The sequence below is a fragment of the Natronoflexus pectinivorans genome (assembly GCF_004345615.1).
GTDB classification, from domain to species: domain Bacteria; phylum Bacteroidota; class Bacteroidia; order Bacteroidales; family Marinilabiliaceae; genus Natronoflexus; species Natronoflexus pectinivorans.
In genome coordinates, this window is sequence record NZ_SLWK01000006.1 from 234,691 (window position 1) to 260,916 (window position 26,226).

Here is a 26,226-nt window from a genome sequence, read left to right on the forward strand (position 1 = left end):
TTTAAACCAAAGCAATAAATAAAATCTCCACAGGGTGAAGAGAATCCCTTGCAGTTCCATCTTTTATCTGATGCCTGCATGAATGTCCTGAAGTAGCCAATAATGTGGTTTTTGGGGTTTTTCTTATCTCAGGGAACAGGGTGAGTTCTCCAATTTTTAATGATAAGTGGTGATTTTTCTCTTCATAGCCAAACCCACCGGCCATTCCACAGCATCCTGAAGGAATCTCTTCTGCCCGGTAGTTCTCGGGAAAAGAGAGAACTTCACCAATGACAGAGGTTTGCATGAGAGCTTTTTGATGACAATGTGCATGAAAACGGATATGACGCTCTTCGTTGGTAAAACTAGACCTTTTTACTCTTCCGGCTTGCATTTCGCGGTGAAGGAACTCCTCAATGGAAAAAGTGTTTCGGGCAATCTCTCGAGCGAGGTTTCGTTGTTCAGGCGGAGCCAAATCGGGATATTCATCTCGGAATGTTAGGATGGCCGCCGGTTCTATCCCGACCAGTGGCATTTTATCTGAAACTTTTCCATTTAGCCTGGATAAATTATTTCTGACAATGTTTTTTGCTTTATGCAAAAAACCCTTGCTGATTTGAGTACGCCCGGTCTCCCTGACGGGAGCCAGAACTACTGCGTAGCCTAAACGGTGCAGTAACAGCACCGTTTTTACTCCTATCTCACTGTCGTAGAAATTGGTGAATTCATCAGCCAGCAGCATCACTTTTCCGTTTGGCCAATCATCAATGAGTCCTCCCTTTTTCTTAAACCATGTGTCAAACCTCTGCCCACTGAATATTGGAAGTGTACGATTTGGACTGATTCCGGCAAAGTGATTCAGTCGTGGTTTTAACCATTGGGATTGTAATAAAGGGTTAACGAATCTTCGCCAGGGGAATAAGAACCGATTTACCATGGGAAGATTGGCCATGATGCGGGAGCTGAAGGAAACACCCTCTGCATCGGCAATGTGTTGTAAAAACTCGGCCTTGAGCTTTGCCATATCCACACTTGAAGGACACTCACTTTTACAGGCTTTGCAACTGAGGCATAAATCCAATACCTCCTTTATATCGTGATGTGTAAGGGAATTTGCTCCGTTCTGTCCTTGTAAAAAGGCTCTCAGAATATTAGCACGTCCGCGGGTTGAGTGTTGTTCATTTCGGGTTCCCATATAACTGGGACACATGGTTCCTCCGGCCAGACTGCTTTTTACGCAGTCGCCTGACCCGCTGCAACGCTCAACTGCACCCAGAAGTCCCGCTTCTTCCTGCCAGAAAAAATGTGTTCTCCCTATTTTTGCATCCTTCACCTGCTGATATCGAAAAGCCTGGTCCATGGGAGGCGTTCCGGTGATTTTTTCCGGATTGAAAATCTCATGCGGATCAAAGATGTTTTTTACCCGTTTCATGAGTTCGTAATTCTCCTGCCCCACCATTAGAGGAATGAATTCACCCCTCAAACGCCCATCGCCATGTTCTCCACTTAAAGCACCACGATATTTTTTTACAATTTTGGCGGTATCTTCTGCAATTTGTCTGAATAATTTTATGTCTTCACTGTTTTTCAGGTTAAGAACCGGGCGGATGTGCAGTTCGCCTGAACCAACATGTGCGTGATAAACACACTTTTTTCCGTAGCCGGCAAGCATTCTGTCAATATCTTCAACATACGCCGGCAAGTCATCCACACGAACTGCTGTATCTTCTATGAGGGTGACTGGTCTTGCATCGCCCTTCATGTTTGAAAGAACACCTAAACCTGCTTTGCGCAATGCCCACACGCGATTGATGTCATTGCCTGAAACCATTGGCCATGCATAGCCCATGTTTTTTTGTTTGAAAACACGTAACGTGTTTTCAGCTTTATGCAGCACCTCTTCTTCCGAATGGTCTGAAAATTCTATTAAAAGCAATGCGGCAGGATCTCCATCAATAAAAAAACGGTTGGTGCGCTGTAAAGGATTATCCAACGTTAAATCCAGAATGTTTTTATCCATCAACTCAATAGCATCTGGAGCGTGATGGTGAACTGCTTCAATGTTGGCAGTGAGGGCATCCTGTAAATTATTGAAATGGGCGCACAAAAGGATTTTATGTGGCGGAGGCACCGGAACCAGTGATAGCTTCACGGATGTGATAAACAGAAGCGTCCCTTCGGAGCCGGCGATTAATTTGGAAAGGTTAAATGGTTCACCGTCCTGATTAAAAGGAACGGTATCCAGAAGCAGATCCAGTGCATAGCCGGAGTTTCGGCGTTTTATATCTGGATGGGGATATTCTTTGCGTATTTGTTTGCGTACAGGGTTGTCGGTATAAATTTCCCGCATCAAGCGGTATATTTCACCTTCCAGGGTCTCTTCACGACACTTTTTCTCAAACTCCCATTTTTGTAAAGGACGAAAAGTTACTTCCTCGCCATTGGATAAAAATCCGGTGACTTCGATGATATGGTCACGGGTGCTGCCATAAATTATGGAGTGCGAGCCGCAGGAGTTGTTGGCAACCATTCCGCCCAGGGTACATCGGTTGGATGTTGATGTTTCTGGTCCAAAGAATAATCCGTACTCTGCTGTCTTTCTGTTTAAGTCATCCAGAACAACGCCGGGTTCTACCGTAACCCATTTTTCATCGGTGTTGATTTCAAGGATGTGGTTCATGTGGTGGGAAATATCCACCACCATGCCATTGCCCACCACCTGCCCGGCTAAAGAGGTACCGGCTCCCCGCGGAATAAGTGGGATGTTGTGTTTGCCTGCACAGCGAACAATCATGGAAACATCTGTGGCATCGCGAGGCAACACCACGGCCATTGGCAGTTCCTTGTACACCGATGCATCGGTAGCGTATAAAGTGCGCGACAAAATGTCGGTGAGCACTTCTCCTTTCAAAAGATTATCGAGTTCCCCAAAGGGGGGATACGGGTCATCCATGGAAAATGAAAGTGTTGGTTCAGAGTCCAAAAATAGTAAATAATATAGAAATGAGAACTTTTTAACGACTCCTTAAAGTTAAATGTGTAATTTTGCAATTGAATTTGGTTTTCCGAAATGCTTTCGCATTCGGAATGAAAAGGGAATCCGGTTAAAATCCGGAGCTGTACCCGCAGCTGTAAGTTCCGTTTAGTGTTTTTGAAATTCTTTGCCACTGGGATTTTAGCGAATAAGTTGAAGAGCAGATGAGTTGATAAGTTCACCGGCTAAAAAATTCACCAGCTCATCAGCTAAACAGTTCACCAGCTATCCCCCCGGGAAGGCATCAAAAACCGGAACGAGCCAGAAGACCTGCCATAAGCAAATCGAGTAATATATCTGAACTTCGGGAAAAAAGTTTGAGAGGCCGATATACGCTGTTCTTTTCTCTTGAGGAGTAAAATTGTTTTCAAATGAGTGCATTTGTTTCATGGAGTGGAGGAAAGGATTGCATGTATGCCATGCACCGTTTTCTGCTTCAATCAGAACTTACGGTAAGCCATTTGGTAAATATGTGCGACGAAACCGGATTAAAATCCGGTTCTCATGGACTGGATTCTGCCCTGATAAAGGCTCAGGCTGAGCAACTAAATATAGAACTGATACAAAGTCCTACTTCAAAGGGTCAATATAGAACCAATTTTATTGCGGCTATTTCTGAATTAAAAAACAGAGGAGTTACAAACGGTATTTTTGGTGATATTTATCTTGATGCACACCGGGAGTGGATAGAGGAGGTCTGTGGCGAAGTTGGTGTAACACCTGTATTTCCACTTTGGGGTATGGATACATCGATGTTGCCGGAATGGTTTGTGGCTGATGGTTTTAAATCAATGGTGGTTTCAGTAAAAAAGACAAAACTAGGGAAAGAGTGGCTTGGCCGAATCATCGACAAAAAATTTCTTTCAGAAATGAAATCTCTGCTTGGGATTGACCTGTCTGCCGAGCAGGGAGAATATCATACATTTGTTTTTGATGGGCCGCTTTTTACCAAGGCGGTTGCTTTTGAGTCGGGAGATAAATGGGAGGATGAGAGCCATTATTATTTGGGACTGAAAGTCATTCCTTAGTTTTAAATAGATATAAACAATGTTAGACACAACTGATTTCTATTTTGTCTTGTTCTATAATATTAATAGTTCGTTGGTGTTTTTTTTTTTGATTGGTTGATTGCCAGATGGATGTGAGTCTGTTTGTGATGTTTGTAAATTGCTTAAAATTATAGAAGATGTTTTATCTAATCCTACTGAGCGGGACTTCACTGTGCTCAGTATCTTACATCTATTATTCTAATAGTCTAACAATCTATTAACAATGAAGAGAGCGATAATATTTCCAATTTTTTTGACGATTTTCAGCGGTTTGTTTGCACAAACACCGCAACGCATTGTTTCGTTGGCGCCATCGTTGACCAAGAGCCTCTATTATTTAGACGCGGCTGATTTGGTGACGGGACACACCACTTATTGTCATATTGCAAAGGATGATGACAAGGAGATTGTAGCATCGGCAGTATCGGTGAATATTGAAAAGGTGATTACTTTGCGACCGGATTTGGTTTTGGCTACCACCATAACAAACCCCGAAACCATTGAAATTTTAAAACGAGCAGGTATTCGTACAGAGGTATTTCCCACCGCACGCTCTTTTGAGGAGCTATGTGAGCAATTTGCACAATTGGGCGCAATGGTTGGAAGAAAAGAAGTTGCAGAGGAGGTGTTGTTTGAGACCCGACAGATTGTTGAAGAGACCCGACAGGCATTCAAAGACCAGGAATCACTGAAGTTTTTTTTCCAAATAGGAGCCCGTCCGCTCTTTTCAGTTTTGGATAACACTTTTATGGATGATTACATCACTTTCGCAGGGGGTAGGAATATCGCTTCCGGACTCAGCACCGGAACCCTTTCAAGGGAGTTTGTTTTGGTAAACAACCCTGATGTCATCATTATAGCTACCATGGGTATTGTTGGAGAAGAGGAGATGCAAATTTGGGAAAAGTATCCAACGCTGAGTGCTGTAAAGAGTGGCCGGGTGTTTTTTGTTGAATCGGATATGGCGTGTACGCCAAATCCGCCGGATTTTGCTAAAACCATGCAAATAATCCGTCAAAAGCTGATTAAATAGATGATGCAGAGCAGAACCATATTTTGGATGATATTTACTCTGGTCATTCTGCTGCTGGTGTTGGCGGCGGCCTTGCTTTCTCTCACCACTGGAGAAGCATCCATCTCTTTGGCTGATATCATTCCTGTTTTAAAAGAAAAGGAGGGAATGGAGTATTTCATTCTCACAGAAATTCGCATGCCGCGAATCATATTGGCTTTTGCAGTGGGGGGAGCACTGAGTTTGTCCGGTGCTATTCTTCAGGGGATTTTTCGAAATCCACTGGTTGAACCATACACGCTGGGCATTTCAGGCGGTGCGGCCTTTGGCGTGGCGCTGACCATTGTCACCGGAATGCATTTCACCATTGGCATGTTTATGTTGCCGTTATCAGGGTTTTTCGGAGCCATGGCGACCATTTTGCTGGTGAGTTTACTTGGCTTTCTTCGCGGAGGAACAGATATTCACAAGATGCTTTTGATTGGGGTGATGATAAGTTTTGTGGCATCTTCTTCAATGATGTTTTTAATGTCGGTTACTACTGCGGAAAATCTGCATGGAATTATTTTCTGGATTATGGGTTCATTGGATGAACCCAATCGCTTGCTGATAAGAATTACTCTATTTTCATCCTTGGCCGGATTAGCCATCAGTTATCTCTTTGCCCGTCCGCTAAATGCATTGTTACTGGGAGAGGATAAAGCCGGACATCTCGGCATTAACAGTAGACATACCATTCGTATTTTGTTTTTAGTGGCCTCTCTTCTAACAGGTATTTGTGTTTCGGTGGCGGGTGTCATTGGTTTTGTGGGGTTGGTTATTCCCCATTTGATTCGATTAATAGCCGGTTCTGATTATCGGTTTCTTCTCATCGGGAGTTTCCTGGGAGGCAGTTTCTTCTTAATTCTCAGCGATGTGATTGCTCGTACCATTATATCTCCCAACGAACTGCCAATTGGGGTGATAACCGGTATGGCCGGAGGTGTACTATTTATTATTGTATTAAACAAATTTAGAAACCGCAAACAACATGGTGGCTGATTACCTGAAAATAGATAAGTTGTGTTGCGGATATGGCCGCAGTTTCAACCTCAAAGATGTCTCAGTTTCATTGAAGCAGGGTGTTTTCGCAGGCATCATTGGTCCCAATGGAAGCGGGAAAACAACTCTTTTTAAAGGAATCTCAGGTGTGTTAAAGGCGAAATCGGGAAAGATATTGCTTCAAAATGTGGATTTGGGAAAATTGAAACTGGGCGAAAAGGCGAGGAGAGTGGCTGTGGTTTCGCAGTTTCCGGATGCTGCCGACATTACTGTTGAAGATTACGTATTGCTTGGACGTCTGCCATACAGGCAGTCGTTTCAATTTTTTGAATCGGCAAGAGACCGGGTCATCGCTAGAAAATATATGCAGCTGACAGGTGTGTTTCGTCATGCAAAAAAGCTGATGTCGCAACTCAGTGGCGGTGAGCAGCAGCTTGCGGCCATTGCGCAAGCTTTAACGCAGGAGCCCGAACTTCTGCTGATGGATGAACCTACGTCTCATTTGGATATTACTCATCAGGTTCAGATTCTGAACCTGATTCAACGCCTCAATCGGGAAACCAACCTCACCGTTTTAATGATTATTCACGACCTGAACCTTGCCGCTGAATATTGTGATTTTCTTATCATGATGAACAATGGTGATGTGCATACCATGGGAGCTCCTCTTGATGTGTTAAACTACAAGAACATCGAAGACGTTTACAACACCGTAGTGGTAACCCAAAATAATCCTTTATCGGGCAAACCTGCCATTTTTCTGGTTTCAGAAAAAGTATTGAAAGAGGTGCAGGAGAGGTATAAGAGGTCGGAATAGTTCGATAGACATGTTACATGTTTGCTGGCTATTGCTGATAATTTGTTGTAACTTTTCAATAAATTATCGGCATTTTTTATCTATGAACACAAAGACAATTAAAACCGTTCAAGCCCTTTTAAAAGAAAAGGGTCTTTACAACGGAAGCATTGACGGCATAGCAGGTCCTCTTACTGCCGCAGGTCTTAGTAAAGTTAATGGGTTAAATCATGGCTGGGCAAAAAACAGACAGATGGTTGGTTTTATTCAACTGTCGGCCAATGACCGAGGCATCGACCCCGGTCCCATTGACGGACTTTGGGGGCCACGTACTCAGGCTGCTTTCGATGAGTTGGTTTATCAAATAGAGAATGGAAAACCACAACCACTTTGGCGTCCCGATGAGATTGTAGTACCTAATCCCCACCAATGGCCGGTGCAACATACCAAAAAGTTTTATGATTTTTATGGAGAACGGGGTTCTAATCTGATATCAATAGATCTTCCGTATGAGATGAAGCTGGCATGGCAATTGCGAACTAAAGTAAAAAAAACTTCCTGCCATAAAAAAGTTGCCGATAGTGTTGTGAAAGTGCTGCAAAGGGTTAGAGATATCTATGGGCTAAAAGAGCTGCAAAAGTTAAGGTTAGATCTGTTTGGCGGGTGTTTCAACAACCGCCCGGTGCGAAATGGAGCACTTTGGTCAACCCATGCCTGGGGCATTGCGCTTGATTTTGATCCTGATAGGAATCAATTAAGATGGGGACGCGACAAAGCCCTTCTGGCTAATCCAGTTTATGATGATTGGTGGAAATGTTGGGAGGATGAAGGGTGGATAAGTTTAGGAAGGAAAAGAAACTTTGATTGGATGCATGTTCAGGCTGCTCGGTTACCCGAATAACTCCGGTTGCCCAAGTGTTTCAAATGTCATGGACGAAAGAGCATTAGTTGTTATAGCCCCTATCATGTAAATTATATTAATGAGTAATATTTAGAAGGACAAAGTTGAAATATGCCTGGGGGACAAATCCACAGTCGGGAGTTCAGTATGCTTTAAGCCGGAGGGGGGGTGAGTTCCCGTAGGGTTTATATTCGCATGTTTTAAAGGATTGTAAGCCAGTGGTTATGCATGGTTTCAATGCTTTCTGCCAGTGTAAATTTTTCTCCAGAAAACTTTGTTTAATTATTTCCATATCCAAAATAAAACTCTAAATTTGCATCCAAGTTTGGTTTCCCGATCTGTGTTTCGCAGAGGGGATGAAAAGGGAATCCGGTGATTCCGCAAGGAAAATTCCGGAGCTGTACCCGCAGCTGTAAGTTCTTTTTAAGTTTTTGATATTCTTCGCCACTGGTTAATCAGTTATCAGATGCCATTTGCACTGCTTACTGCTTACTGCTCACTGCTCACTGAAAAACCGGGAAGGCCTTCAAAAACAGGAACGAGCCAGAAGACCTGCCAAGTAATTACCATTTATTAACAAAGCTTCGGGATTAAAGCTTGTGAAACGTGCCATTTTTCGTCCGGATAAATTTAATCATTGGCAATCGGTTGGTACTTATGCAAAGATGATTGTATTGCATGAAATCAACCACGAATATTTCACAAATGATGTTACCCTTAGCTCATATTTATGAGTTTAAGCATGAGACGTTTTTCTTTTTTTATTACTTTTCTTCTCACGGTACCACTTTTTGCCGGTGAGTCAGACTTTGTTATTGATTCCATTTTTCTGGAGGAGGTTACAACTTACAGTAGTTACCGGCGCTTTCAGCCGGGAACAAAAATTGACCGGATTCCGGCATCTCAAATGCAAATTTCCCAATCGGGAAATTTGGAGCAGGTGCTTTCTAGGTTTTCTCCAATTTATATAAAAGGAAATGCCGGAGGACTTTCTACCATTCGTTTTCGGGGTACAGCTCCTGATCATACGGCCATAAACTTTGGTGGAATTAACATCAATAGTCACACCTTGGGTCATTCTAATATGACCAAAATCCCTGTTTTTCTTTTCGACCGGATTGATGTTCAGTATGGCAGTTCATCTGCTATTAATGGCTCCGGAGCCATCGGAGGAGTTATATATCTGGAACAAAACCATGAGTGGACAAAAGGTGTGAGAAATTACCGGACCTATTCGAACGGATCTTATGGGGAACACTTTTATGGTGAAAAACTCTATTTGGGCAATGATGTTTGGGAGTCGGTGACAAAATTCTATAACTACGAAAATAAAAACCGGTTTTCATTCAAAAATCCTTACCACCTCAACCGATTTACCAATCCCGATCCTATTAAGGATCGGCAGCAAGGAGCTGAAGTGCACAATCGGGGCGTTTTGCAACAGTTTAATTACCTGTTTGAGCCGGGTGAAACCCTGAAATCCTCTTTTTGGTATGAGGAGAGTTGGCATCAGGTGCAACCCAATATGGCTTCAAATGTTACTTACGAATCTACACAGGAGCTGGATAATAAAAACTTCCGTAGCTGGGTGGAATATGATAATTCAAAAAATGTTATTCAATACAAAGTGGGAGCGGGGTATGTACACGATAAGCAAATTTATGACAACATTCCCGACCAGATAGTGGCTACCCGACGATTGGTAACTGAAGGTCTTTTGAGTTACAATCTTACCTCAAAGCAGGAGCTGCGTGTGGGAGGAAAATATAAGTATATTGTTCCCGATGTGCACGCATACTCTCGCGAAAACATCAAATACGAGCAGCGGGCTGATGCCTTTGTTAGTTGGTTTTATGCGCCAATTCGAAATTTACAAACCACCGTTAATTTGCGACAGCCGTATGTTACCGGGTTCAATACTCCATTCGCACCATCTCTGATGGCAGAGTATTTTGTGAACATGAGCAACGAGTTGCGAACTACCATTAATGCAGGTGTTTCCAGAAGCTATCGGATACCAACATTAAACGACCGGTTTTGGGGAACGCAGGGAAATCCGGATTTGAAATCCGAAAAAGGCATCAATTTCGAAGGTGGAATAACACTTCTTTATCAGGGAGAATCAGGGTACGACCGTGTTAGAATCAACGGATTTCAAATGGATGTAGACAATTGGATCGAGTGGAGGAATTTTGGAGAATGGCAAGCCAGAAACATCCAAAAGGTGAAGAGCCAGGGAGTTGAAATACAGTATCACAAAGGGGTGGAGTTTTCAGAATATACCATTGAGACCGGACTCAACTACACTTACAACCCGGTAAAGAGAGTAAAGGATATTACTGCCTCTGTGGTAAATAGGCAACAACTGTTATATGCCCCTCTGCATATGGGTAACACCTTTTTGCAGGTGAAGTGGAGAGATTTGAACTGTTTTACGGATATAACCTATACTGGTGAGCGATATTACGATAACGATGGCAATACCCTGCCATCGCATTTCCTAGCAAATGTGGGGGTAAACTACCGGATTCCCTTTAACCAGCACGGGCTTATTTTGATGGCACAGATCAGGAATCTATTAAACGAAGATTATCAAAATGAGCGATATTACGCCATGCCTGGTAGAACTTATAACTTATCAGTTAGTGTTGATTTAAATTTTGCAAGAAACTAAAGGTCAGCATGTAATCCCGAATGTTTCGGGAAAAATCTAAAATCTAATGTCTAATATCTATAATTATATTAAAATGAAACAAATATTAAATTTTTGGGTGTTGTTCCTTTTAACGGGAGCAATTTTTACAGGTTGTTCCGATGATGATAACAACAAGTATGAACTTGATGAAACAACCATTGGTTGTTACATAGTGAATTACGGTAATTTTGGAAAACTTCCATCCAGCATCACCCGATACGATTACAAAGCTGATACGGTTACCAATCTCTATTTTAAACGTCAAAACAATGGGCTTGAGTTGCTTTCTAACATTCAATATGCCAATGTTTATAATGGTACTATTTATATGATGGGTAACGAAAGAGATGAAGTTATAACAACAAACCTACTTTTTCAGCAAACCGCAAACGGTATTTCGGAGGGGATTGCCAAGCCTCGTTTTTTTGTTGGTAATGGCGATTATATTTATGTGTCGTGTTGGGGTAGCAATCCTGATTGGGACGAAATGAAGGACACCTACATTGCCAAAATTGACACACGCACCAACGAAGTGGTTGAAACCATTCCTTTGCCGGGCGGGCCGGAAGGATTGGCCATTGCCAATGGGCATTTATATGCAGCATTGAACTATCGTAAATCTGTGGCAGTTGTCAGCCTAAGTAATTACGAGTCAATTGAATACATTGAAACGCCGGGCGTAACTTCCTATTTTATAGAGGATGCAGATAACAATTTGTATGTTACCCTATTAAGTTCTTTCACACTTGAAGTAGAAGATACCGGTCTTGGGTACATCAATACAGCCACCAAAACGTTGGAAGAAGTTTACTCTTTGGATGGAATCAGCTCGGGTTATGGTTCGGTGATAGCTCCCGATAAAGATTTTTCTACCATATACGTATTAGCTTCCTCATGGGTAGAGGTTGGCGCAGGTAATTGGCAACAAATGGGGGCACTTTATAGCTTTGATGTAGCATCCGGTGCTTTCTCTCCATTTGTCGATAATTTGACAGGAGCCAATGGTGTAACGGTTAATCACGATACCGGAAATATTTATCTGCTAATATCTTTAGGTGCCACTGAGTCCGGGAAAATGCAGATATATAAGCGTGACAAATCATTTGTAAAAGATGTTCAGGTTGGTCGTTCACCCGCATGGGCATTTTTTATAAATTAGGTTAGCAGCACATTAATATGGAACTATCAGAAGCGCACTCTTAGCTTGCTCCATGGTCGTTATTATACCCCATTTTGTCTAATGATCTAAAAATCTATAGGTCTTAAATCTTTAAATTGACTGTTTTATCTGTCTGTAATGCCCAAGTTGTCAATTATTCCGTTGTGTTTTAACGAAAACACAGCGGAATTTTGCAACGGGTTAAAAAATGTAGCATTATGTTAAACCCAGGAAAACTGCCCTTGCTTTTGTTTGTGGTTATTATTTTTATGGCTCGCTGCGGAGGTCAAATCTCAGAAGGTGAGAGCCATTCAGCGGATAGATATGTAGAAGTCTATCTACATTATGGTTCGGATGCAGACGAGGTTTTTTCAAAAGTTCACTGGTACGAGGGGTTAACAGCCATGGCAGCACTTCAGTATTGTGCGGCGGTATCCACTCGCCCGGTTGGCGAATATGTTTTTGTATCGGCCATTGATACCTTCCATAATCAACGAGGCGGTATGGTTTGGTACTATACGGTTAATGGTGACCCGGCAACAAAACTGGCCATTAGTAATAGCCTGAATGCCGGAGACGTGGTCAGGTGGCGATATTGTGACGATGTATGTTCAACTAAATAGAATTTATGAGGAAGGTAACGCTTATTACAGGAGGACAACGTTCAGGGAAGAGCTCTTATGCTCAGAAACTGGCAGAGGAGGTAAGTGAGAACCCGGTATATTTGGCAACAGCACGTTACTGGGATGAAGATTTTACGGAGCGCATCAGAAGACATCAGTCCGACCGTGGTGAGCAGTGGGAAACAATTGAGGAAGATCATCATTTATCAAATGTGAAACTTGCCGGAAGAACCATTCTTTTAGACTGTATCACACTTTGGCTGACTAACCTGTTTCACGATTGTAATTATAATTCCGAAAAGGCTTTGGACAAAGCAAAGCAAGAATGGAAAATATTTACCAGAAGCGACAACCATCTTTATGTAGTGACAAATGAAATAGGCATGGGAATCCATGGAGGGTCGGATATTTCCAGAAAATTTACCGATTTACAAGGGTGGATGAATCAACACATCGCACGACAGGCCGATGAGGTTATTTTAATGGTTTCCGGAATCCCGGTGAAAATAAAATAGTAAGAATTGAGATAAGTAGATATAAGATCTTTAGATATGAGATAAGTAAACATGAGATTGTAAAGATAGAAAGTGCTATATGCGGACAATGTAGTGCATTTTCTTTTAACTCTTAATAGTTCTTTCTTTTCTATGTCTAATTATCAAATGTATATAAATTTTCTGTCATGCTAATTTATTAACAGATACTAAAAGACTTACTAGTATCTAATAATTTAAACGTCAAACGATCTGTTGAACTCGTCTATTTGTCTTATATCTTAAACTCTATTAATCTTTTGAAATATGAAAACCCAATTACAACTCAAAATTGATAATAAAACCAAGCCTCCCGGTTCATTAGGTAGGTTGGAAGAAATTGCTCTCCAAATCGGCTTGATTCAAAACACTTTATCACCGGAAATTAAAAATCCAACCATGTTGGTTTTTGCGGCAGACCATGGTATTGCCGATGAAAAGGTGAGTCCTTATCCAAAAGAGGTTACATGGCAAATGGTGATGAACTTTGTGTCAGGCGGAGCCGCCATTAATGTTTTTTGCAAACAAAACAGAATCAGTCTCAAAGTGATTGATGCAGGAGTGGATTTCGATTTTCCAACTGATCTGCCCATTGTTAATGCCAAAATAGCAAATGGAACGCGAAATATGCTTCATCAACCGGCCATGACCATTGAGGAGTGTCAGGCCGCTATTGATAAGGGGCGAGAATTTATTTTGAAGGAGGTTCAACATGGATGCAATGCCATTGGTTTTGGAGAAATGGGCATTGGCAACACATCGCCATCGTCGTTGTTAATGCATAGATTTTTAAACTTGCCAATAGAGGAGTGCACAGGTGCCGGAGCCGGAATGGTTGGTGATAAATTGGATTATAAAACCTCGGTGTTAAAATCGGTATCTCAAAAGCATAATCCCAAAACGCCATTGGAAACACTGGCTGCTTTTGGCGGGCTTGAAATAGCCATGATGACCGGAGCCTTTCTTGAGGCCTACAAACAGGGCATGATTATTCTGGTGGACGGATTCATTGCCACATCTTCTTTGTTGACAGCTTGCCAGTTTGAACCTTCGGTGAAAGACAATGCGGTTTTTTGCCATACATCAAACGAAAAAGGACACAAAACGCTTTTGGAACATTTTAATGCTAATCCTGTTCTTGATTTAGGTATGCGACTAGGGGAAGGAACCGGTGCTGCTGTTGCACTTCCGGTTATTCAATCTGCATTGGCTTTTCTTAACGAAATGGCCAGCTTTGAAGATGCAGGCGTCGCCAAGGAATAGATGTTTAGAGAATAAGCTGATAGATTTGCAGATTCTTGATGGTTTTTAATCCACTTTCATTATCTATTCTATTGGTCTTAGCTCTATAGTTCTAAAAATCTAAATTCTATCACTTTGCGATTTCCCGTCTTTGCGTTAAAAAGAACAATATGAACACACTTCTCACTGCCATCATGTTTTTCACCAGAATACCGGTGCCAACGAATCTGCCATATTCTAAGGAACTGCTCAATAAGGCACTCCGGTTTTTTCCTTTGGTGGGAGGCATTGTTGGCGGTGTGGGAGCTGGTGTTTTATGGTTGGCCTTATTGGTCCTTCCGTTGCCTTTGGCACTGTTACTATCTATAATTGCCACCATTTTTATTACCGGAGCCTTTCACGAAGATGGCTTTGCCGATTTCTGCGACGGGTACGGAGGCGGCATGACCAAAGAGCGAATCCTCGATATTATGAAGGACAGTCGTTTGGGTACTTATGGAACCATAGGGCTGGTGAGTGTTCTCGCAGTTAAATACACCGCTTTATTGGCGATTCCCATACCATATCTTTTCATTATTTTGGTTTCGGCACATATTTTTAGCCGTTTCGTGCCTGTGGTTTTGGTTTTTACTACTCCGTATATTCGGGAAGATGCTTTGAGTAAAGCCAAGCCCATTGGGAATCAAACATCCGTCACTTCATTAATAATAGCCATGTTAACTTCAGCTATCCCTTTGTTTTTCCTGAACTGGATACATTCAGTCGGAATCATTGTTGCGTGCGCAATCGTAATTGTCCTTTTTCGTTTATACATCATGAAACGCACCGGAGGATACAGTGGAGATGTATTAGGCGCACTGCAACAATTGTGCGAAGTCGCTATTTATTTGGTTGTTGTAACACTACATGTAACTTAGTAATTCCTGAAATTACCTTGATTTATTATTCCCAATTAACCGGACTTCGCTGGACAACTCAGTAACTACAAACTCAAGACTCAAAACTATAAACATTGTCATGCAACTCACTCTCATCCGACATATAAAAACCGTTGCGCCTGAAGGTTTGTGTTATGGGCAAACAGACATAGAGCTTCCGGCCGGCTATGAAAAAGTGCATGCCAAAATTACTGAAAAGCTTAAGGACTCAAAATTTGATGTGATATTTTCCAGTCCTTTGCAGCGTTGCAAACTTTTGGCAGAAGCCATTTCAAAAAACAGACAGCCAATTGTGTTTGATGATAGATTGAAAGAACTTAATTTTGGAGAGTGGGAACAAAAGATGTGGTCAGATATTGAATCATCTGCTATGGCGAAGTTGTTTTTTGAGGATTATATAAATGTTGCACCTCCGGGAGGTGAATCATTTCACGAAATGGTTCACCGGGTAAAACTGTTTTATGATGAAATCAATAGGGAGTATCACGGACAAAAAATCTTAGTAGTTTCTCATGGTGGCCCAATTAGGATATTCATTAAATTGATTCGAAATATTGAAATTAAAGAGGTCTTTGATACTCGTGTTGATTATGGTCAGCTGTTTACTCTGATTAAAATATCGGAAGAGTAAAATAGAACTTTGCACCTTTCCCAATGCTGCTTTTAACCCAAATCTCTCCTTTGTGATAATCAACAAATTCCTTGCATAAAATTAGACCCAGTCCGGAGCCTTTTTCTCCTTGTGAGCCTTGCTGTGAGATAATGCCTTTGGGCGAAAACATGCTTTCAGCAATTTTTTCATCCATGCCAACTCCATTGTCCTCAATTGAAATCTCTATCATTTTTCCTCTTTTTTTAGCAGAGATGTTTATTTTTCCATTGGGCATAGAGATTTTTTTTGCATTACTTAAAAGGTTACGAATAATGGAGTTTACCATGTCTTTGTCGGCATAAACGTAAATAGGATTGGTTATTTCTATATGAACGTTTATTCTTTTTACTTTGAATTGGGCATTCATGTTGCTGATAACCTGATTTAAACTTTCAGTTAAATTGATTTCAACTGGGTGATTGTTCAATAATTCCTTTTCTTTCTATGATTTTATCTGTAATGTCATCGAGCAGGCTATGTTTTGTTACTTCTTTTTTATGTGCTAGGAACATGGTCTCTATTTCTTCAATCACCTTGTCAATTAGAACCCCATCATTGAGCTTTTCTTCAATTTTCCCTATTTCCTCTTTTGGGAACAAGGTATCTGATGGAAATCCAGTGTTAAAGAGCGGTTTTGGGGATTTGCCAAAGAGATTGTAGAGGCCATAAGGCTTGAAGTTTACTCCAAGAATTCGGGTCTTGGGAGTTGGGTTTACAACCATGTGTTTGGAAAACTGTCCAACAATGATTGATGATGTTTGTATTTTTTCTAAATTATAGAAATCAGACTCCTCTCCATATTGAAACAACATAACAGGCATCCCAAGGGGAGGGAGTTTTAGAGATGTGCTGACACCACAGAAGTTTATCTCCCAATAGTCTGAAATGTATGGTTTGAGTTGTTGGTTTTTTGGTTGGTAAATATTCTTTTGCATTTTGGTTTAGCTAGGATGTTTTGAGTTAACGATATATTCTGTGTTTGGTGTTGAAAAATAGTGTTTGGTTTACGGTGTAATTTTACATCTCTTTTTTATATGTGTGTGATTTTTTTGATAAACAGGTTTGTTAAAATGATCAATGATATTTATTATATTACATAATTATGTCGACCTGTATAAATCTTATCACTATATTTATTGTAAATATTCAATCGAACAACAAATCGCTTGAATTTCAGAGTATTAGATATTAGACAAGAGTGGGCTTTTATGTGTCTATAAATCATTTACATAAAATAATAGTGAGCTATCATCAAGTATGCGTTGTTATTAAAATGCACTATGCGTAAATTGTCAAACACCATATCCTACGTAGAAAAAGTCTGGATGATGATTTTAATCATCATCATATTGTTAATTATTGTTTTGACGACTTTAAAACTGGCTGATAGTATTGAAAACGAGATGCGTTCACGGTTTCTGTATGAAGCCGAAAGGTTTTCCTCATCCATTACGTCCAGTTATCTGGAATCTTTATCCGGCTCAGAGTCAGATACTCTTCTGCACCCATACCAACGATTAAAAAGTCAATTAAAATCTTTAAGGAGCGTTGATCCAAACATACGTTTTATATATGTTCTCGGAAAGAAGCGCGAAGGCGTTCAGCAAAACAGTGATGCTCTTCGCAATTCAGATGTGTTAATACTGATTGATAGTGAATCTCCAACATCAACGGATTACTCCCCACCGGGACAGGTTTATAAAGAGATCCCTGACGAATATAGAAGAGTTTTTGCTGATTGGGAGTCAATAGTTACCAAACCTGTTACCGACAGATGGGGGAATTGGATTACTGCGTTGATTCCATTGGAGGTAAGTAATTCTGATGGTTTTGATATGGTGTTGGGTGTGGATATTGATGCCCGAAATTGGAGGCGTTACATAGCTTTAAAATCCATTCTTCCTGTAAGTTTTGTAGCCATTCCATTGGTTGTTGTCATTGTAATTGGTTTTGTCTGGCGCAAGAGAATTGCAAAGAACATTCTAAATAAAAAAAACCGTTGGGTTTATCCAGAATCCTTTATTGTTGTAATCTCTGGTGTCATCATTTCTTTGTTTTTGTCATGGATTGTCCACGATTACTCTAAAAGAAATCTTTATCAGACTTTTCAGCAGATGGCTGACAGTCGTATATCCATTTTTGAAGATGCCATACATGATTTATGGAAAATTGAGATGGAAGGAATTGCAAGGTTTTACCTGGGAAGTGAATATGTTACGACTGAAGAGTTTTTGCAATATACAGGCTATTTAATCGATAACCGCTTTGTAACCGCCTGGTTGTGGGTGGAAGTAGTGTCTGGTTCTGAGATTGATAGGTTTCAATCTCAGGAGCTGGAAATGAACGGAAAAGAACTTCATATTTGGGAGGAAAGTGCTAGTGGTAATCCCATTCCTGTATCGGATAGAGATGTCTATTTCCCTGTTACACGCATCGCTCCCAAATTCAGGGGAGAATGGATTTTAGGGTTGGATGGTGGAACCGATTCCCTTGCCTTGAAAGCCATTTCTGAAGCACTTGAGTCAGGGTTGGTTTCAGCATACTATTTGTCAGGAAAAGTATTTGTTGACGGGGGTAAGAATAACATGCTGGTAATGCGTCCTGTTTTTTCAGTATCAGATGATTCTACTCCTCACGGACTTGTAATGGCATTGTTGGAGTTGGGAGATTTACTTGACAACACTCTGAATGATGATTTTATTTCGGCCACATACAGAATTGTTAATAATAAAGACCATTTTTCTTCCGGCAATAGCTCAATTATTTGGGGCAATGAAGATATAAATCAAATGATGATGTCCCGTGTTGTTTTTGCCTATGGCAAAAACATCCTTGTCAAAGCATCCCCAACGCAACACTTCTTTTCCATTAATCCCTTAAGGGGCGCACCTCTATTTGCATTTTTTGGTATTCTGATTTCAGTTTTGATTGCTGTAATCATAACTTTGGTAAAACGTCGGCATCAGGAACTTGAGTGGCTGGTTGAAAAGAGGACGATGGCCTTACGGGCAAGTCAGAAACATCTTGCTGCCACCCTAAGATCTATTGGCGATGGCGTAATTACTTGTAACAAATCCGGATATGTTAACTCTCTGAATAAAATAGCGGAAACTCTTACCGGATGGACTACTGAAGAAGCCAATGGCAAAGAATTGGAAGAAATATTTCATATCATTGATGCCAAATCAGGGAATAAGGCAGATAATCCTGTAAGATTCGTTTTGGAAAAGGGCGAGCCCGTTGAATTGGCCAACCATATTGTCCTGATATCAAAAAGCGGAGTAAAATATCATATTGCCGATAGTTGTGCTCCCATAAAGGATGATTCAGATCGGGTAACAGGTGCTGTTCTTGTTTTTCGAGATGTTACAGAGGCTTATGTTCAACGTGAAGCTTTAAAAGAAGAGAGAGAAAGGCTTCAGTACATTCTGGATATTACAGGAACTGGTATAAGTATAGTTGATAAAGACTATAATCTAATCTATGTTGACGAGGGTTGGAAAAAAAATCACGGTGATCCGAAAGGGGAAAAGTGTTTTAAATACTTCATGAATTTAGATGAGCCTTGTGAAAATTGTAATGTTAAAAAGGCTTTTGATACAAAGGAGGTTTATGTTTCGGAACAAATCTCTAATGATGATAAAAAGGTCTATGAGGTTCATACCATCCCTTTTAAGAACAGCAAAGGAGATTGGCTTGTGGCTGAATTTAAATTGGATATCAGCGAGAGAAAAAAGTCGGATGATGAGTTGCAGCATCAGCGACTGTTGTTGCGGACATTAATAGATAACCTGCCTGCTCTTATTTATGTAAAAGACCTGCAAGCAAGAAAGGTAATCTCAAATATAGCAGATTTTAGGAATCTGGGTTTTGAACAAGAGAAAGACGTAATCGGAAAAACCGATGTCGATATTCTTGGCGAATATGCAAAAGAGTATTTTGAGGATGATCTTTTAGTACTAAAAACAGGCCAATGTATAATAGATAAAGAAGAGGGTTTTGTCAGAAAGTCAGGAGAAACCGTTTGGTTGTCAACCAGTAAGATTCCTCTTTATGATAAGGATGGGAAAGTTGCCGGGTTGGTGGGGATCGGACATGATATAACCCAAAAACGAATGGCTGAACAGGAATTATTAACAGCCAAGGAGAAAGCAGAAGAGAGTGATCATTTAAAAACAGCTTTCCTGCACAATATGAGTCATGAAATCCGAACGCCATTAAATGCCATATCCGGATTTGCAGATATGTTGGTAACGACTAATCCCGATAATGACAAAAGAGTGCGTTATGCATCAATCATTAAGAATAGCAGTAAACAATTGCTCTCCATTGTTAACGATATTTTAACCATCTCATCCATTGAAACAAACCAGGAGGTATTGAATAATGAGACAGTCAACATCAATGAGATTACAGAAGAGTTGTATGCCGTTTTTAAGCAACAGGTAGGAGCTAAGGATCTTGAGTTTGCAGTCGACAATTGGTTTTTATATGATGAAAGTTTGGTGGTTCTGGATCGGACAAAAGTCACACAAATTCTAAGTAATCTTTTAGGTAATGCTTTCAAGTTTACCAACAGTGGTTTTGTCAAATTCGGTTATGTTTACCGGAAAGAGAGCAATGAACTGGAGTTTTATGTAAAAGATAGCGGTATTGGAATCGCTGAAGAATCTCAACGATTGATTTTTGAACGATTCCGGCAGGCAAATGACGACATCCATCATGAGTATGGTGGAACGGGCTTGGGATTATCCATATGTAAAGGTTTTGCAGAATTGATGAACGGAAATATACGACTAGAATCCAAACCCGGAGAAGGAAGTTCTTTTTATCTGACAATCCCATACGTTCCTTACAATAAGAGCGGTTTAAATAATCTAGAACCTTACCGGGAAACTCTTTCTGAAGAAAAGTTTCCTGTGCTTGTGGCAGAAGACGATGAATTAAGCTCGTTGTTTTTAAAGGAGCTTCTTAGAGAGCTGAATTGCACAGTTTTTCATGCCCAAAATGGCATTCAGGCATTGACTCTTTTCAAACAACATAAAATTGACTTGGTTTTTATGGATGTAAGAATGCCTGAAATGGACGGATATCAGGCAGCCCGAGAAATTAAGAAGCTAAATCCGGAAATCCCCATCGTAGTCCAGTCGGCGTATGCTCTTTCCATTGATAAAGAGGAGAACAAAGATGTTTTTGATGAATGTATTGCTAAACCCTTGGATCCCGATATGGTTAAATCTCTAATAAGCAAATACAGAACGAAGGATAAATCTTAACCACTCCTGATAATTTCAATATCTTTGTCAGATATAGAAATTAATATCTGAATCCATATTTTGAAGAAACTTCGTCCCATCATGTTTGTCGGAACCGGTTCCGACGTAGGAAAATCGGTTTTAAATGCGGCATTTTGCCGCATTTTTATGCAGGATGGCCACTCTCCGGCGCCTTTTAAGGCTCAGAACATGGCTCTCAACAGTTTTGTGACAGCAGAAGGCCTCGAAATTGGCCGGGCGCAGGCTGTTCAGGCAGAAGCTTGTGGCATTCCATGCTCTGTGGAGATGAATCCTGTGTTGTTAAAACCATCAGGAGATATGGTGAGTCAGGTGGTATTGAACGGCAAGCCGGCAGGCAATAAAACTGCCTCAGAGTATTTTCTGGATACCAACCGTAATGCTCTATTCTCCGAAGTGATGAAGTCGTACAACCGTCTTGCACAAAAGTATAATCCCATTGTAATTGAAGGTGCCGGCTCCATTTCTGAAATGAATTTGTGGGACAAGGACATTACCAATATGCGAGTGGCAGAAGCCGCTGATGCGGCCACCATTTTGGTTGCCGATATTGACCGCGGTGGAGTGTTTGCCTCTGTTTATGGCTCCATTCAGTTGTTGCCTCCAAGTCACCGAAAGCTCATTAAAGGGGTTCTCATCAACAAATTCAGAGGAGACGAGCGTCTTTTCCACGAAGGCCGAAAAATGTTGGAAGAAATCAGCGGCGTACCGGTGTTGGGCGTTGTACCTTGGTTTCGCGATATATTTATAGAGCAGGAGGATTCCGTGGTATTGGATCATTTGAAAAACCAACCTCAGCCAGGGAAAATCAACATTGCAGTTGTCCGCCTGAAGCACATGGCCAATTTTACCGATTTCGACGCTCTTCGTCATGTTTCGGAGGTAAATCTTTATTATGCCGAAAACGAAGAAACTCTTGCTGAGGCCGATATCATCATAATACCCGGGTCGAAAAACACCATTGCCGATATGGATATGTTGCGACAGAGAGGGTTGGAGGGCGTTTTGATGCGATTGCATCAAAACGGCATGCCCATTTACGGGATATGTGGTGGATTTCAGATGATGGGAAAATTCATTCACGACCCCGATGGGGTGGAGGGGAACATTCCCAAAACCAAAGGTTTGGGAATCCTTCCGGTGGAAACCGTTTTTAAAGAGGAGAAAAAAACCGAGCAATGCCGTTTTCAGTTCATCAACGACTCATCCGTAACAGGCTCAGGGTACGAAATTCACATGGGTGTTACCAATGTGGATGGAAGTCCGCTTTGCCGTTTGGAAAACGGCGAAACGGACGGCTGTTTTCTGAACGAAAAAACCTGGGGAACCTATATTCACGGCATTTTTGACAATGCATCGGTCATTCAGCAAATTTTAAGACAAGTAAAACCTGATATTCTCATCAATTTTAGTTTGAAAGATTTAAAAGAGGAAGGTTTCAATAAACTTGCCAACTTGGTGCGGGATGTCGTTGATATGGAGGCAATTTATTCATTTTTAAAAGAGTAGAAATGGTTGATAACAGCGTAATTTACCAGGTGGACGCTTTTACCGGCGAAGTTTTTAAAGGAAATCCGGCAGGTGTTATGTTGGTGGATGAAAGTTTTGCATCCCACAGGATGCAAAACATTGCCATGGAGATGAATCTGTCGGAAACGGCATTTGTAATTCCATGCGAAAATGATTTTGAAATCCGGTATTTCACTCCAACTGTTGAAGTTCCCCTTTGCGGCCATGCTACCTTATCGGCAGCACATATCATTTACGAACTTGGAATGGTGGAAAAATCCCGGCCGATTGTATTCAGAACCAAAAGAGGAAACGTATCAGTCACCATGTCGAACGGATGGATAGTGATGGATTTTCCTGAATACAGACTTAGTAAAATTGAAACTCCCAACGTGTTTCCTGAACTACTAGGATTCGAGCCTTTGGAGATGTATCGCAGCGAGGAAGAGTGGCTCATTGCAGTTGCAAATGATGCGGAATCAATACGAACGGCTGCTCCAAATTTTGAGGCACTTGTAAAACATGGCTTAGGGGAATTGATGATTACCGCTGAAAGCGATGATTCTGAGGCCGACTTTGTGGTTCGATGCTTCGCTCCGAAATCGGGAATCAATGAAGACCCGGTAACCGGGTCGGCACATTGTGCATTAACGCCTTTGTGGTCTCAAAAGCTTGGGAAAAGCGAAATGATTTCTCATCAGGTAAGCCGGCGTTCGGGAGTTTTAAAAGTTGCCTTGAAAAACTCAAGGGTGGAAATCATGGGAGAGGCCGTAACTGTATTTAAAGCCGAACTGAAATTCTGATGCTGCACGGACACGGAAACGACATATACCAGTACCGGAAGGTTATAAAGGCCGATTTTAGTTCGAACATCGCTTATGGCGGAACGCATCACGCGGTTGTTGAGCATATAAAACAGAGCGTCCAGTTGGTGAGGGACTACCCTGAGCCTGATGCCTCCTCTTTGTGTGAGGCCATTGCCAAAAGAGAAGGTGTTGGTGTGGAAAACATTCTGGTAACCAATGGTTCTACCGAGGCTTTTTATCTCTTGGCACAGTTGTTTAAAAACGGGAAATCCCTGATTTTTTCTCCCTCCTTTGCAGAATATGAGGATGCAGCCACTTGCCACGGACACAAAATCAACTATCAACCCTCCGACACATTTCCCGGAGAATTAACCGAACGGTATGATTGCATTTGGCTTGGAAATCCCAATAACCCGGATGGCGTGGTGACTGATGTTGATGTGATTCTGAATTTCTGCCGTACCAATCCTGATGTTTTTCTGTTTCTTGACGAAGCATACCACGCGCTCTGCAAAGGATATGTGTCGCCATTGTCGTTGGGGGACATTCCGAACAACTTAGTTGTTGTTCGTTCACTGACAAAACTTTTTGCTTTGCCGGGATTGAGGCTCGGATATATTGTAGCAGGAGAGGATTTTTGCAATGCTCTTAGAAATATTAAAATGCCATGGAGCGTAAATGCTTTGGCCATCGAAGCCGGAATATTCATCATGAGCCGTTACGAATACTTTACACCGGATGTGGATGCTTTGCTCAATGAGTCCGCACGTTTTCAGCAACAGATGGCGAAAATAGAGAGAATTTCGGTTAAGCCCTCCAATTGCAACTATTTTCTTGCAGAAGAACAAAGGGGAACTGCCGGAGAGTTGAAAAAGCATCTCATAGAGGAGCATGGTTTTCTCATTCGCGACGCATCCAATTTCAGAGGATTAGCGCCTTCACATTTCCGGGTAGCGGCACTGTCTCCGGAGTTAAACAATCAACTTGTTAACGCCATTAAATCATGGATTCAGAAAACATCCTAATCAGCGCTTCCCCATATTTGATTCCTCTTTTGGTGGGATATTTGCTCGATTTGGCCTTTGGCGACCCTTATCGTATGCCGCATCCGGTGAAGCTGTTTGGTCGTTTAATTGCTTATGGTGAAGGCATGTTAAATAAAAACCGGTACCGGTTTTTAAAGGGAATGATGTTGGTTTTGTTCCTTGTTGGTGGCACATGGCTCAGCCTTCATCTTCTTTTCAATGCCATTGAAAAAAACACATTTCTTTGGTATCCGGTTGCTTCGGTTTTTCTGTTTTGGGGTTTGGCAAATCGCAATCTCATTGACGAAGCCCGTAAGGTAGAGTCCCAATTGAGCATACATGGTTTAGAAGCCGGAAGAGCGCAACTTTCATACATCGTAGGGCGGGATACCACAAATCTCTCTCCCCGGGAAATAAGAACAGCTACACTTGAGACGCTTTCTGAAAACCTCAGCGATGGGGTTGTGGCTCCTCTTTTTTATTATGCCATTGGAGGCATCCCGCTAATGTTTGCTTATAAAATGATAAATACGCTGGATTCGATGATTGGGTATAAAAGTGAACGCTATTTCATTTTTGGGAAATTTGCTGCCCGTTTGGACGATGTGGCCAATTTTTTACCCGCACGCCTCACAGCCATCATCATGGCTGTGGTTTCGAGCAGTAAAACCGCATTTCATTTCATCAGAAAATATAGAAACAATCACTCCAGTCCCAATGCCGGATGGCCGGAGTCTGCCCTTGCCGGAATTCTCAACTGCCGTTTTGGCGGGGCAAATGTTTACCATGGTAAAGTGGTAGAGAAACCATTCATTGGAAGCAATAACCGGGAGGTAACTTCTTCGGATATTAAGAAGGCTTGTTGGGTGAATCACAAAACAACCATCGCGATGGTTGTTTTAACTGCATTGATTATATGCTGTTCCACAATGATTTTTTCACAGTAAGTTTGAATCCTGCCTGCCCTCTTTTTTGAAGGTTTTTTATCAGTTGCATAAAACCTGCCTGGGGGTTGGATTCTGAATTGGCTGAAATAAGCACCTGTTCTTTGCTGCCATTTTTTAGAATGACGGTTGTGAGATAGGTTTGTGCTCCATCGTTATCTCCGTGAAAGAACGAACTTGTGGTATGTGGTTCCAACAACAACTCCTCAATTTCGTCATACATGATTTGACTCTCCAAATGGCCGATGGTTTTTTTTAGACCATTGGATGCTACTGTAAGTGTACCAATTGTTGGCATTTTTTTGTAAATGCGGCGGTGGTATATGCTGCGCGCTGCGAAAAGCATCAACCACAGAGTTGAGGTTAGAGTACCCACCCAGGGGCTTATTTCTCTATAGTAAAGCCAACTTCCAATCATTATAAAAATCCAGAAGCAAGGAAATATGGCAAAAATGAAGAGGTTGGTTCGTCTGATGTTTTGGAGCGTTGCTCCTTTGGCGTTGAATATTTTAAATTGCATAGGGTTTTGGTATTATTTTTCGTGATAAAAATAATACAATTTATTGTGTTGTTTTCACCTCCTTCCGGTAAAAAATGTGGGGACACAATAGATAAGCTTAGTTGTATTCGAATTAAACATAATAGTTCGTTAATCTTTTTCATTGAACTAGTTATCAGGCAGATAGAGATTTATTGTTTGAGTGTGTAAATCCCTTAAAACCAAGAAGTTGCTTTTATCTAGTGTCTATAATTCTAAAAGTCTAACGATCTATTGAAATTACTACTGTCCGGCTACGTTTTTTTTAATCATAATCATGTAAAAGATTTCTCGCTTCGCTCGAAATGACAGGCTGTTGCGGTGTGAGTGGAGTGGTGGGGGGGGGGGGGGGGGGGGGGGGGCGCCCACCCCCCCCCCCACCGACACCAAGAGGGTGTGTGTTTGGGGTGGGAGGTGAGTCAATAAATTATTAATTATATAAAATTTATATATATA

The 26,226-nt window shown here is 41.4% G+C and carries 21 protein-coding genes and 2 riboswitches; of the genes, 17 read left to right on the forward strand and 4 right to left on the reverse strand.

The features are described from left to right. Position 1: 1 nt before the first annotated feature. On the reverse strand, positions 2 to 2,932 hold the full coding sequence (locus EV194_RS10150; protein ID WP_132433921.1) for an FAD-binding and (Fe-S)-binding domain-containing protein: 2,931 nt from the start codon (positions 2,930 to 2,932) through the stop codon (positions 2 to 4). A gap of 88 nt (positions 2,933 to 3,020) precedes the next feature. Continuing rightward, positions 3,021 to 3,305: riboswitch (cobalamin riboswitch) on the forward strand. Between the two features lie 79 nt (positions 3,306 to 3,384). Here EV194_RS10150 and EV194_RS10155 point away from each other — a divergent pair. The 12 genes from EV194_RS10155 (at position 3,385) to cobC (ending at position 15,633) form a co-directional block, all read left to right on the forward strand. Next, entirely contained in the window at positions 3,385 to 4,041 is a 657-nt protein-coding gene (locus EV194_RS10155; protein ID WP_132433922.1) for a Dph6-related ATP pyrophosphatase, read from the forward strand. Positions 4,042 to 4,285: 244 nt separating this feature from the next. Beyond that, the gene (locus EV194_RS10160; protein ID WP_132433923.1) at positions 4,286 to 5,095 is read left to right on the forward strand and encodes an ABC transporter substrate-binding protein; all 810 of its coding nucleotides are present in this window, start codon (positions 4,286 to 4,288) and stop codon (positions 5,093 to 5,095) included. After that, a complete protein-coding gene (locus EV194_RS10165) occupies positions 5,096 to 6,115 on the forward strand; it encodes a FecCD family ABC transporter permease (RefSeq protein ID WP_207915989.1) in 1,020 nt (339 codons plus the stop codon). It abuts the gene before it with no gap. Further along, positions 6,105 to 6,932 carry an ABC transporter ATP-binding protein gene (locus EV194_RS10170; RefSeq protein WP_207915991.1) on the forward strand — a complete coding sequence of 276 codons (828 nt, stop codon included), beginning with the start codon at positions 6,105 to 6,107 and terminating at the stop codon, positions 6,930 to 6,932. Before EV194_RS10165 ends, EV194_RS10170 begins: the two co-directional genes overlap by 11 nt. 82 nt (positions 6,933 to 7,014) lie before the next feature. Then, positions 7,015 to 7,812 carry a M15 family metallopeptidase gene (locus EV194_RS10175; protein WP_132433924.1) on the forward strand — a complete coding sequence of 266 codons (798 nt, stop codon included), beginning with the start codon at positions 7,015 to 7,017 and terminating at the stop codon, positions 7,810 to 7,812. Positions 7,813 to 8,121: 309 nt separating this feature from the next. Continuing rightward, a riboswitch (cobalamin riboswitch) is annotated at positions 8,122 to 8,386 on the forward strand. Positions 8,387 to 8,554: 168 nt separating this feature from the next. Continuing rightward, complete coding sequence (locus EV194_RS10180) at positions 8,555 to 10,486, forward strand: TonB-dependent receptor plug domain-containing protein (RefSeq protein WP_165921855.1); 1,932 nt, start codon at positions 8,555 to 8,557, stop codon at positions 10,484 to 10,486. A 73-nt stretch (positions 10,487 to 10,559) separates the two neighbouring features. Beyond that, positions 10,560 to 11,666: a YncE family protein gene (locus EV194_RS10185; protein ID WP_132433926.1), complete on the forward strand. Its 1,107-nt coding sequence runs from the start codon at positions 10,560 to 10,562 to the stop codon at positions 11,664 to 11,666. A gap of 218 nt (positions 11,667 to 11,884) precedes the next feature. Continuing rightward, positions 11,885 to 12,289 carry a DUF4430 domain-containing protein gene (locus EV194_RS10190; protein ID WP_132433927.1) on the forward strand — a complete coding sequence of 135 codons (405 nt, stop codon included), beginning with the start codon at positions 11,885 to 11,887 and terminating at the stop codon, positions 12,287 to 12,289. Positions 12,290 to 12,294: 5 nt separating this feature from the next. Then, positions 12,295 to 12,804: a bifunctional adenosylcobinamide kinase/adenosylcobinamide-phosphate guanylyltransferase gene (gene cobU / locus EV194_RS10195; protein WP_132433928.1), complete on the forward strand. Its 510-nt coding sequence runs from the start codon at positions 12,295 to 12,297 to the stop codon at positions 12,802 to 12,804. A gap of 285 nt (positions 12,805 to 13,089) precedes the next feature. Continuing rightward, positions 13,090 to 14,085 carry a nicotinate-nucleotide--dimethylbenzimidazole phosphoribosyltransferase gene (cobT, locus tag EV194_RS10200; RefSeq protein ID WP_132433929.1) on the forward strand — a complete coding sequence of 332 codons (996 nt, stop codon included), beginning with the start codon at positions 13,090 to 13,092 and terminating at the stop codon, positions 14,083 to 14,085. Positions 14,086 to 14,234: 149 nt separating this feature from the next. After that, positions 14,235 to 14,981 carry an adenosylcobinamide-GDP ribazoletransferase gene (locus EV194_RS10205; RefSeq protein WP_132433930.1) on the forward strand — a complete coding sequence of 249 codons (747 nt, stop codon included), beginning with the start codon at positions 14,235 to 14,237 and terminating at the stop codon, positions 14,979 to 14,981. A 100-nt stretch (positions 14,982 to 15,081) separates the two neighbouring features. Beyond that, positions 15,082 to 15,633: an alpha-ribazole phosphatase gene (gene cobC / locus EV194_RS10210; protein ID WP_132433931.1), complete on the forward strand. Its 552-nt coding sequence runs from the start codon at positions 15,082 to 15,084 to the stop codon at positions 15,631 to 15,633. Here cobC and EV194_RS10215 read toward each other — a convergent pair. Then, on the reverse strand, positions 15,614 to 16,021 hold the full coding sequence (locus tag EV194_RS10215) for a sensor histidine kinase (RefSeq protein ID WP_207915993.1): 408 nt from the start codon (positions 16,019 to 16,021) through the stop codon (positions 15,614 to 15,616). The two genes, cobC and EV194_RS10215, sit on opposite strands and share 20 nt — an antisense overlap. Before the next feature lie 40 nt (positions 16,022 to 16,061). Continuing rightward, entirely contained in the window at positions 16,062 to 16,589 is a 528-nt protein-coding gene (locus EV194_RS10220) for a DUF6597 domain-containing transcriptional factor (RefSeq protein ID WP_132433933.1), read from the reverse strand. 345 nt (positions 16,590 to 16,934) lie between these two features. Here EV194_RS10220 and EV194_RS10225 point away from each other — a divergent pair, with 345 nt between their 5' ends. The 5 genes from EV194_RS10225 to cbiB are packed head-to-tail and all read left to right on the forward strand — an operon-like array spanning position 16,935 to position 25,235. Beyond that, positions 16,935 to 20,930, forward strand: coding sequence for a PAS domain-containing protein (locus EV194_RS10225; RefSeq protein WP_132433934.1), 3,996 nt, complete (start codon positions 16,935 to 16,937; stop codon positions 20,928 to 20,930). Positions 20,931 to 20,990: 60 nt separating this feature from the next. Next, positions 20,991 to 22,457 carry a cobyric acid synthase gene (locus EV194_RS10230; protein ID WP_243699385.1) on the forward strand — a complete coding sequence of 489 codons (1,467 nt, stop codon included), beginning with the start codon at positions 20,991 to 20,993 and terminating at the stop codon, positions 22,455 to 22,457. A 2-nt stretch (positions 22,458 to 22,459) separates the two neighbouring features. Then, positions 22,460 to 23,260, forward strand: a complete 801-nt coding sequence (locus EV194_RS10235) for a PhzF family phenazine biosynthesis protein (protein WP_132433936.1) — start codon at positions 22,460 to 22,462, stop codon at positions 23,258 to 23,260. Next, the gene (locus EV194_RS10240) at positions 23,260 to 24,288 is read left to right on the forward strand and encodes an aminotransferase class I/II-fold pyridoxal phosphate-dependent enzyme (RefSeq protein ID WP_132433937.1); all 1,029 of its coding nucleotides are present in this window, start codon (positions 23,260 to 23,262) and stop codon (positions 24,286 to 24,288) included. Before EV194_RS10235 ends, EV194_RS10240 begins: the two co-directional genes overlap by 1 nt. Beyond that, complete coding sequence (gene cbiB / locus EV194_RS10245; RefSeq protein ID WP_132433938.1) at positions 24,267 to 25,235, forward strand: adenosylcobinamide-phosphate synthase CbiB; 969 nt, start codon at positions 24,267 to 24,269, stop codon at positions 25,233 to 25,235. Before EV194_RS10240 ends, cbiB begins: the two co-directional genes overlap by 22 nt. On the opposite strand, the gene EV194_RS10250 is transcribed toward cbiB, so the two are convergent. Then, entirely contained in the window at positions 25,201 to 25,752 is a 552-nt protein-coding gene (locus EV194_RS10250) for a hypothetical protein (protein ID WP_132433939.1), read from the reverse strand. The genes cbiB and EV194_RS10250 overlap by 35 nt on opposite strands. Positions 25,753 to 26,226 lie beyond the last annotated feature (474 nt).

Bases quoted from the DNA above. Each gene is read 5' to 3' on its own strand.
- EV194_RS10160 (WP_132433923.1), top strand. From the start codon at position 4,286: ATGAAGAGAGCGATAATATTTCCAATTTTTTTGACGATTTTCAGCGGT.
- EV194_RS10165 (WP_207915989.1), top strand. From the start codon at position 5,096: ATGATGCAGAGCAGAACCATATTTTGGATGATATTTACTCTGGTCATT.
- EV194_RS10215 (WP_207915993.1), bottom strand. From the start codon at position 16,021: ATGAATGCCCAATTCAAAGTAAAAAGAATAAACGTTCATATAGAAATA.
- EV194_RS10205 (WP_132433930.1), top strand. From the start codon at position 14,235: ATGAACACACTTCTCACTGCCATCATGTTTTTCACCAGAATACCGGTG.
- cobT (WP_132433929.1), top strand. From the start codon at position 13,090: ATGAAAACCCAATTACAACTCAAAATTGATAATAAAACCAAGCCTCCC.
- EV194_RS10235 (WP_132433936.1), top strand. From the start codon at position 22,460: ATGGTTGATAACAGCGTAATTTACCAGGTGGACGCTTTTACCGGCGAA.
- cbiB (WP_132433938.1), top strand. From the start codon at position 24,267: ATGGATTCAGAAAACATCCTAATCAGCGCTTCCCCATATTTGATTCCT.
- EV194_RS10150 (WP_132433921.1), bottom strand. From the start codon at position 2,932: ATGGATGACCCGTATCCCCCCTTTGGGGAACTCGATAATCTTTTGAAA.
- EV194_RS10220 (WP_132433933.1), bottom strand. From the start codon at position 16,589: ATGCAAAAGAATATTTACCAACCAAAAAACCAACAACTCAAACCATAC.
- EV194_RS10190 (WP_132433927.1), top strand. From the start codon at position 11,885: ATGTTAAACCCAGGAAAACTGCCCTTGCTTTTGTTTGTGGTTATTATT.
- cobC (WP_132433931.1), top strand. From the start codon at position 15,082: ATGCAACTCACTCTCATCCGACATATAAAAACCGTTGCGCCTGAAGGT.
- EV194_RS10225 (WP_132433934.1), top strand. From the start codon at position 16,935: ATGCGTAAATTGTCAAACACCATATCCTACGTAGAAAAAGTCTGGATG.
- cobU (WP_132433928.1), top strand. From the start codon at position 12,295: ATGAGGAAGGTAACGCTTATTACAGGAGGACAACGTTCAGGGAAGAGC.
- EV194_RS10250 (WP_132433939.1), bottom strand. From the start codon at position 25,752: ATGCAATTTAAAATATTCAACGCCAAAGGAGCAACGCTCCAAAACATC.
- EV194_RS10240 (WP_132433937.1), top strand. From the start codon at position 23,260: ATGCTGCACGGACACGGAAACGACATATACCAGTACCGGAAGGTTATA.
- EV194_RS10185 (WP_132433926.1), top strand. From the start codon at position 10,560: ATGAAACAAATATTAAATTTTTGGGTGTTGTTCCTTTTAACGGGAGCA.
- EV194_RS10180 (WP_165921855.1), top strand. From the start codon at position 8,555: ATGAGACGTTTTTCTTTTTTTATTACTTTTCTTCTCACGGTACCACTT.
- EV194_RS10155 (WP_132433922.1), top strand. From the start codon at position 3,385: ATGAGTGCATTTGTTTCATGGAGTGGAGGAAAGGATTGCATGTATGCC.
- EV194_RS10175 (WP_132433924.1), top strand. From the start codon at position 7,015: ATGAACACAAAGACAATTAAAACCGTTCAAGCCCTTTTAAAAGAAAAG.
- EV194_RS10170 (WP_207915991.1), top strand. From the start codon at position 6,105: ATGGTGGCTGATTACCTGAAAATAGATAAGTTGTGTTGCGGATATGGC.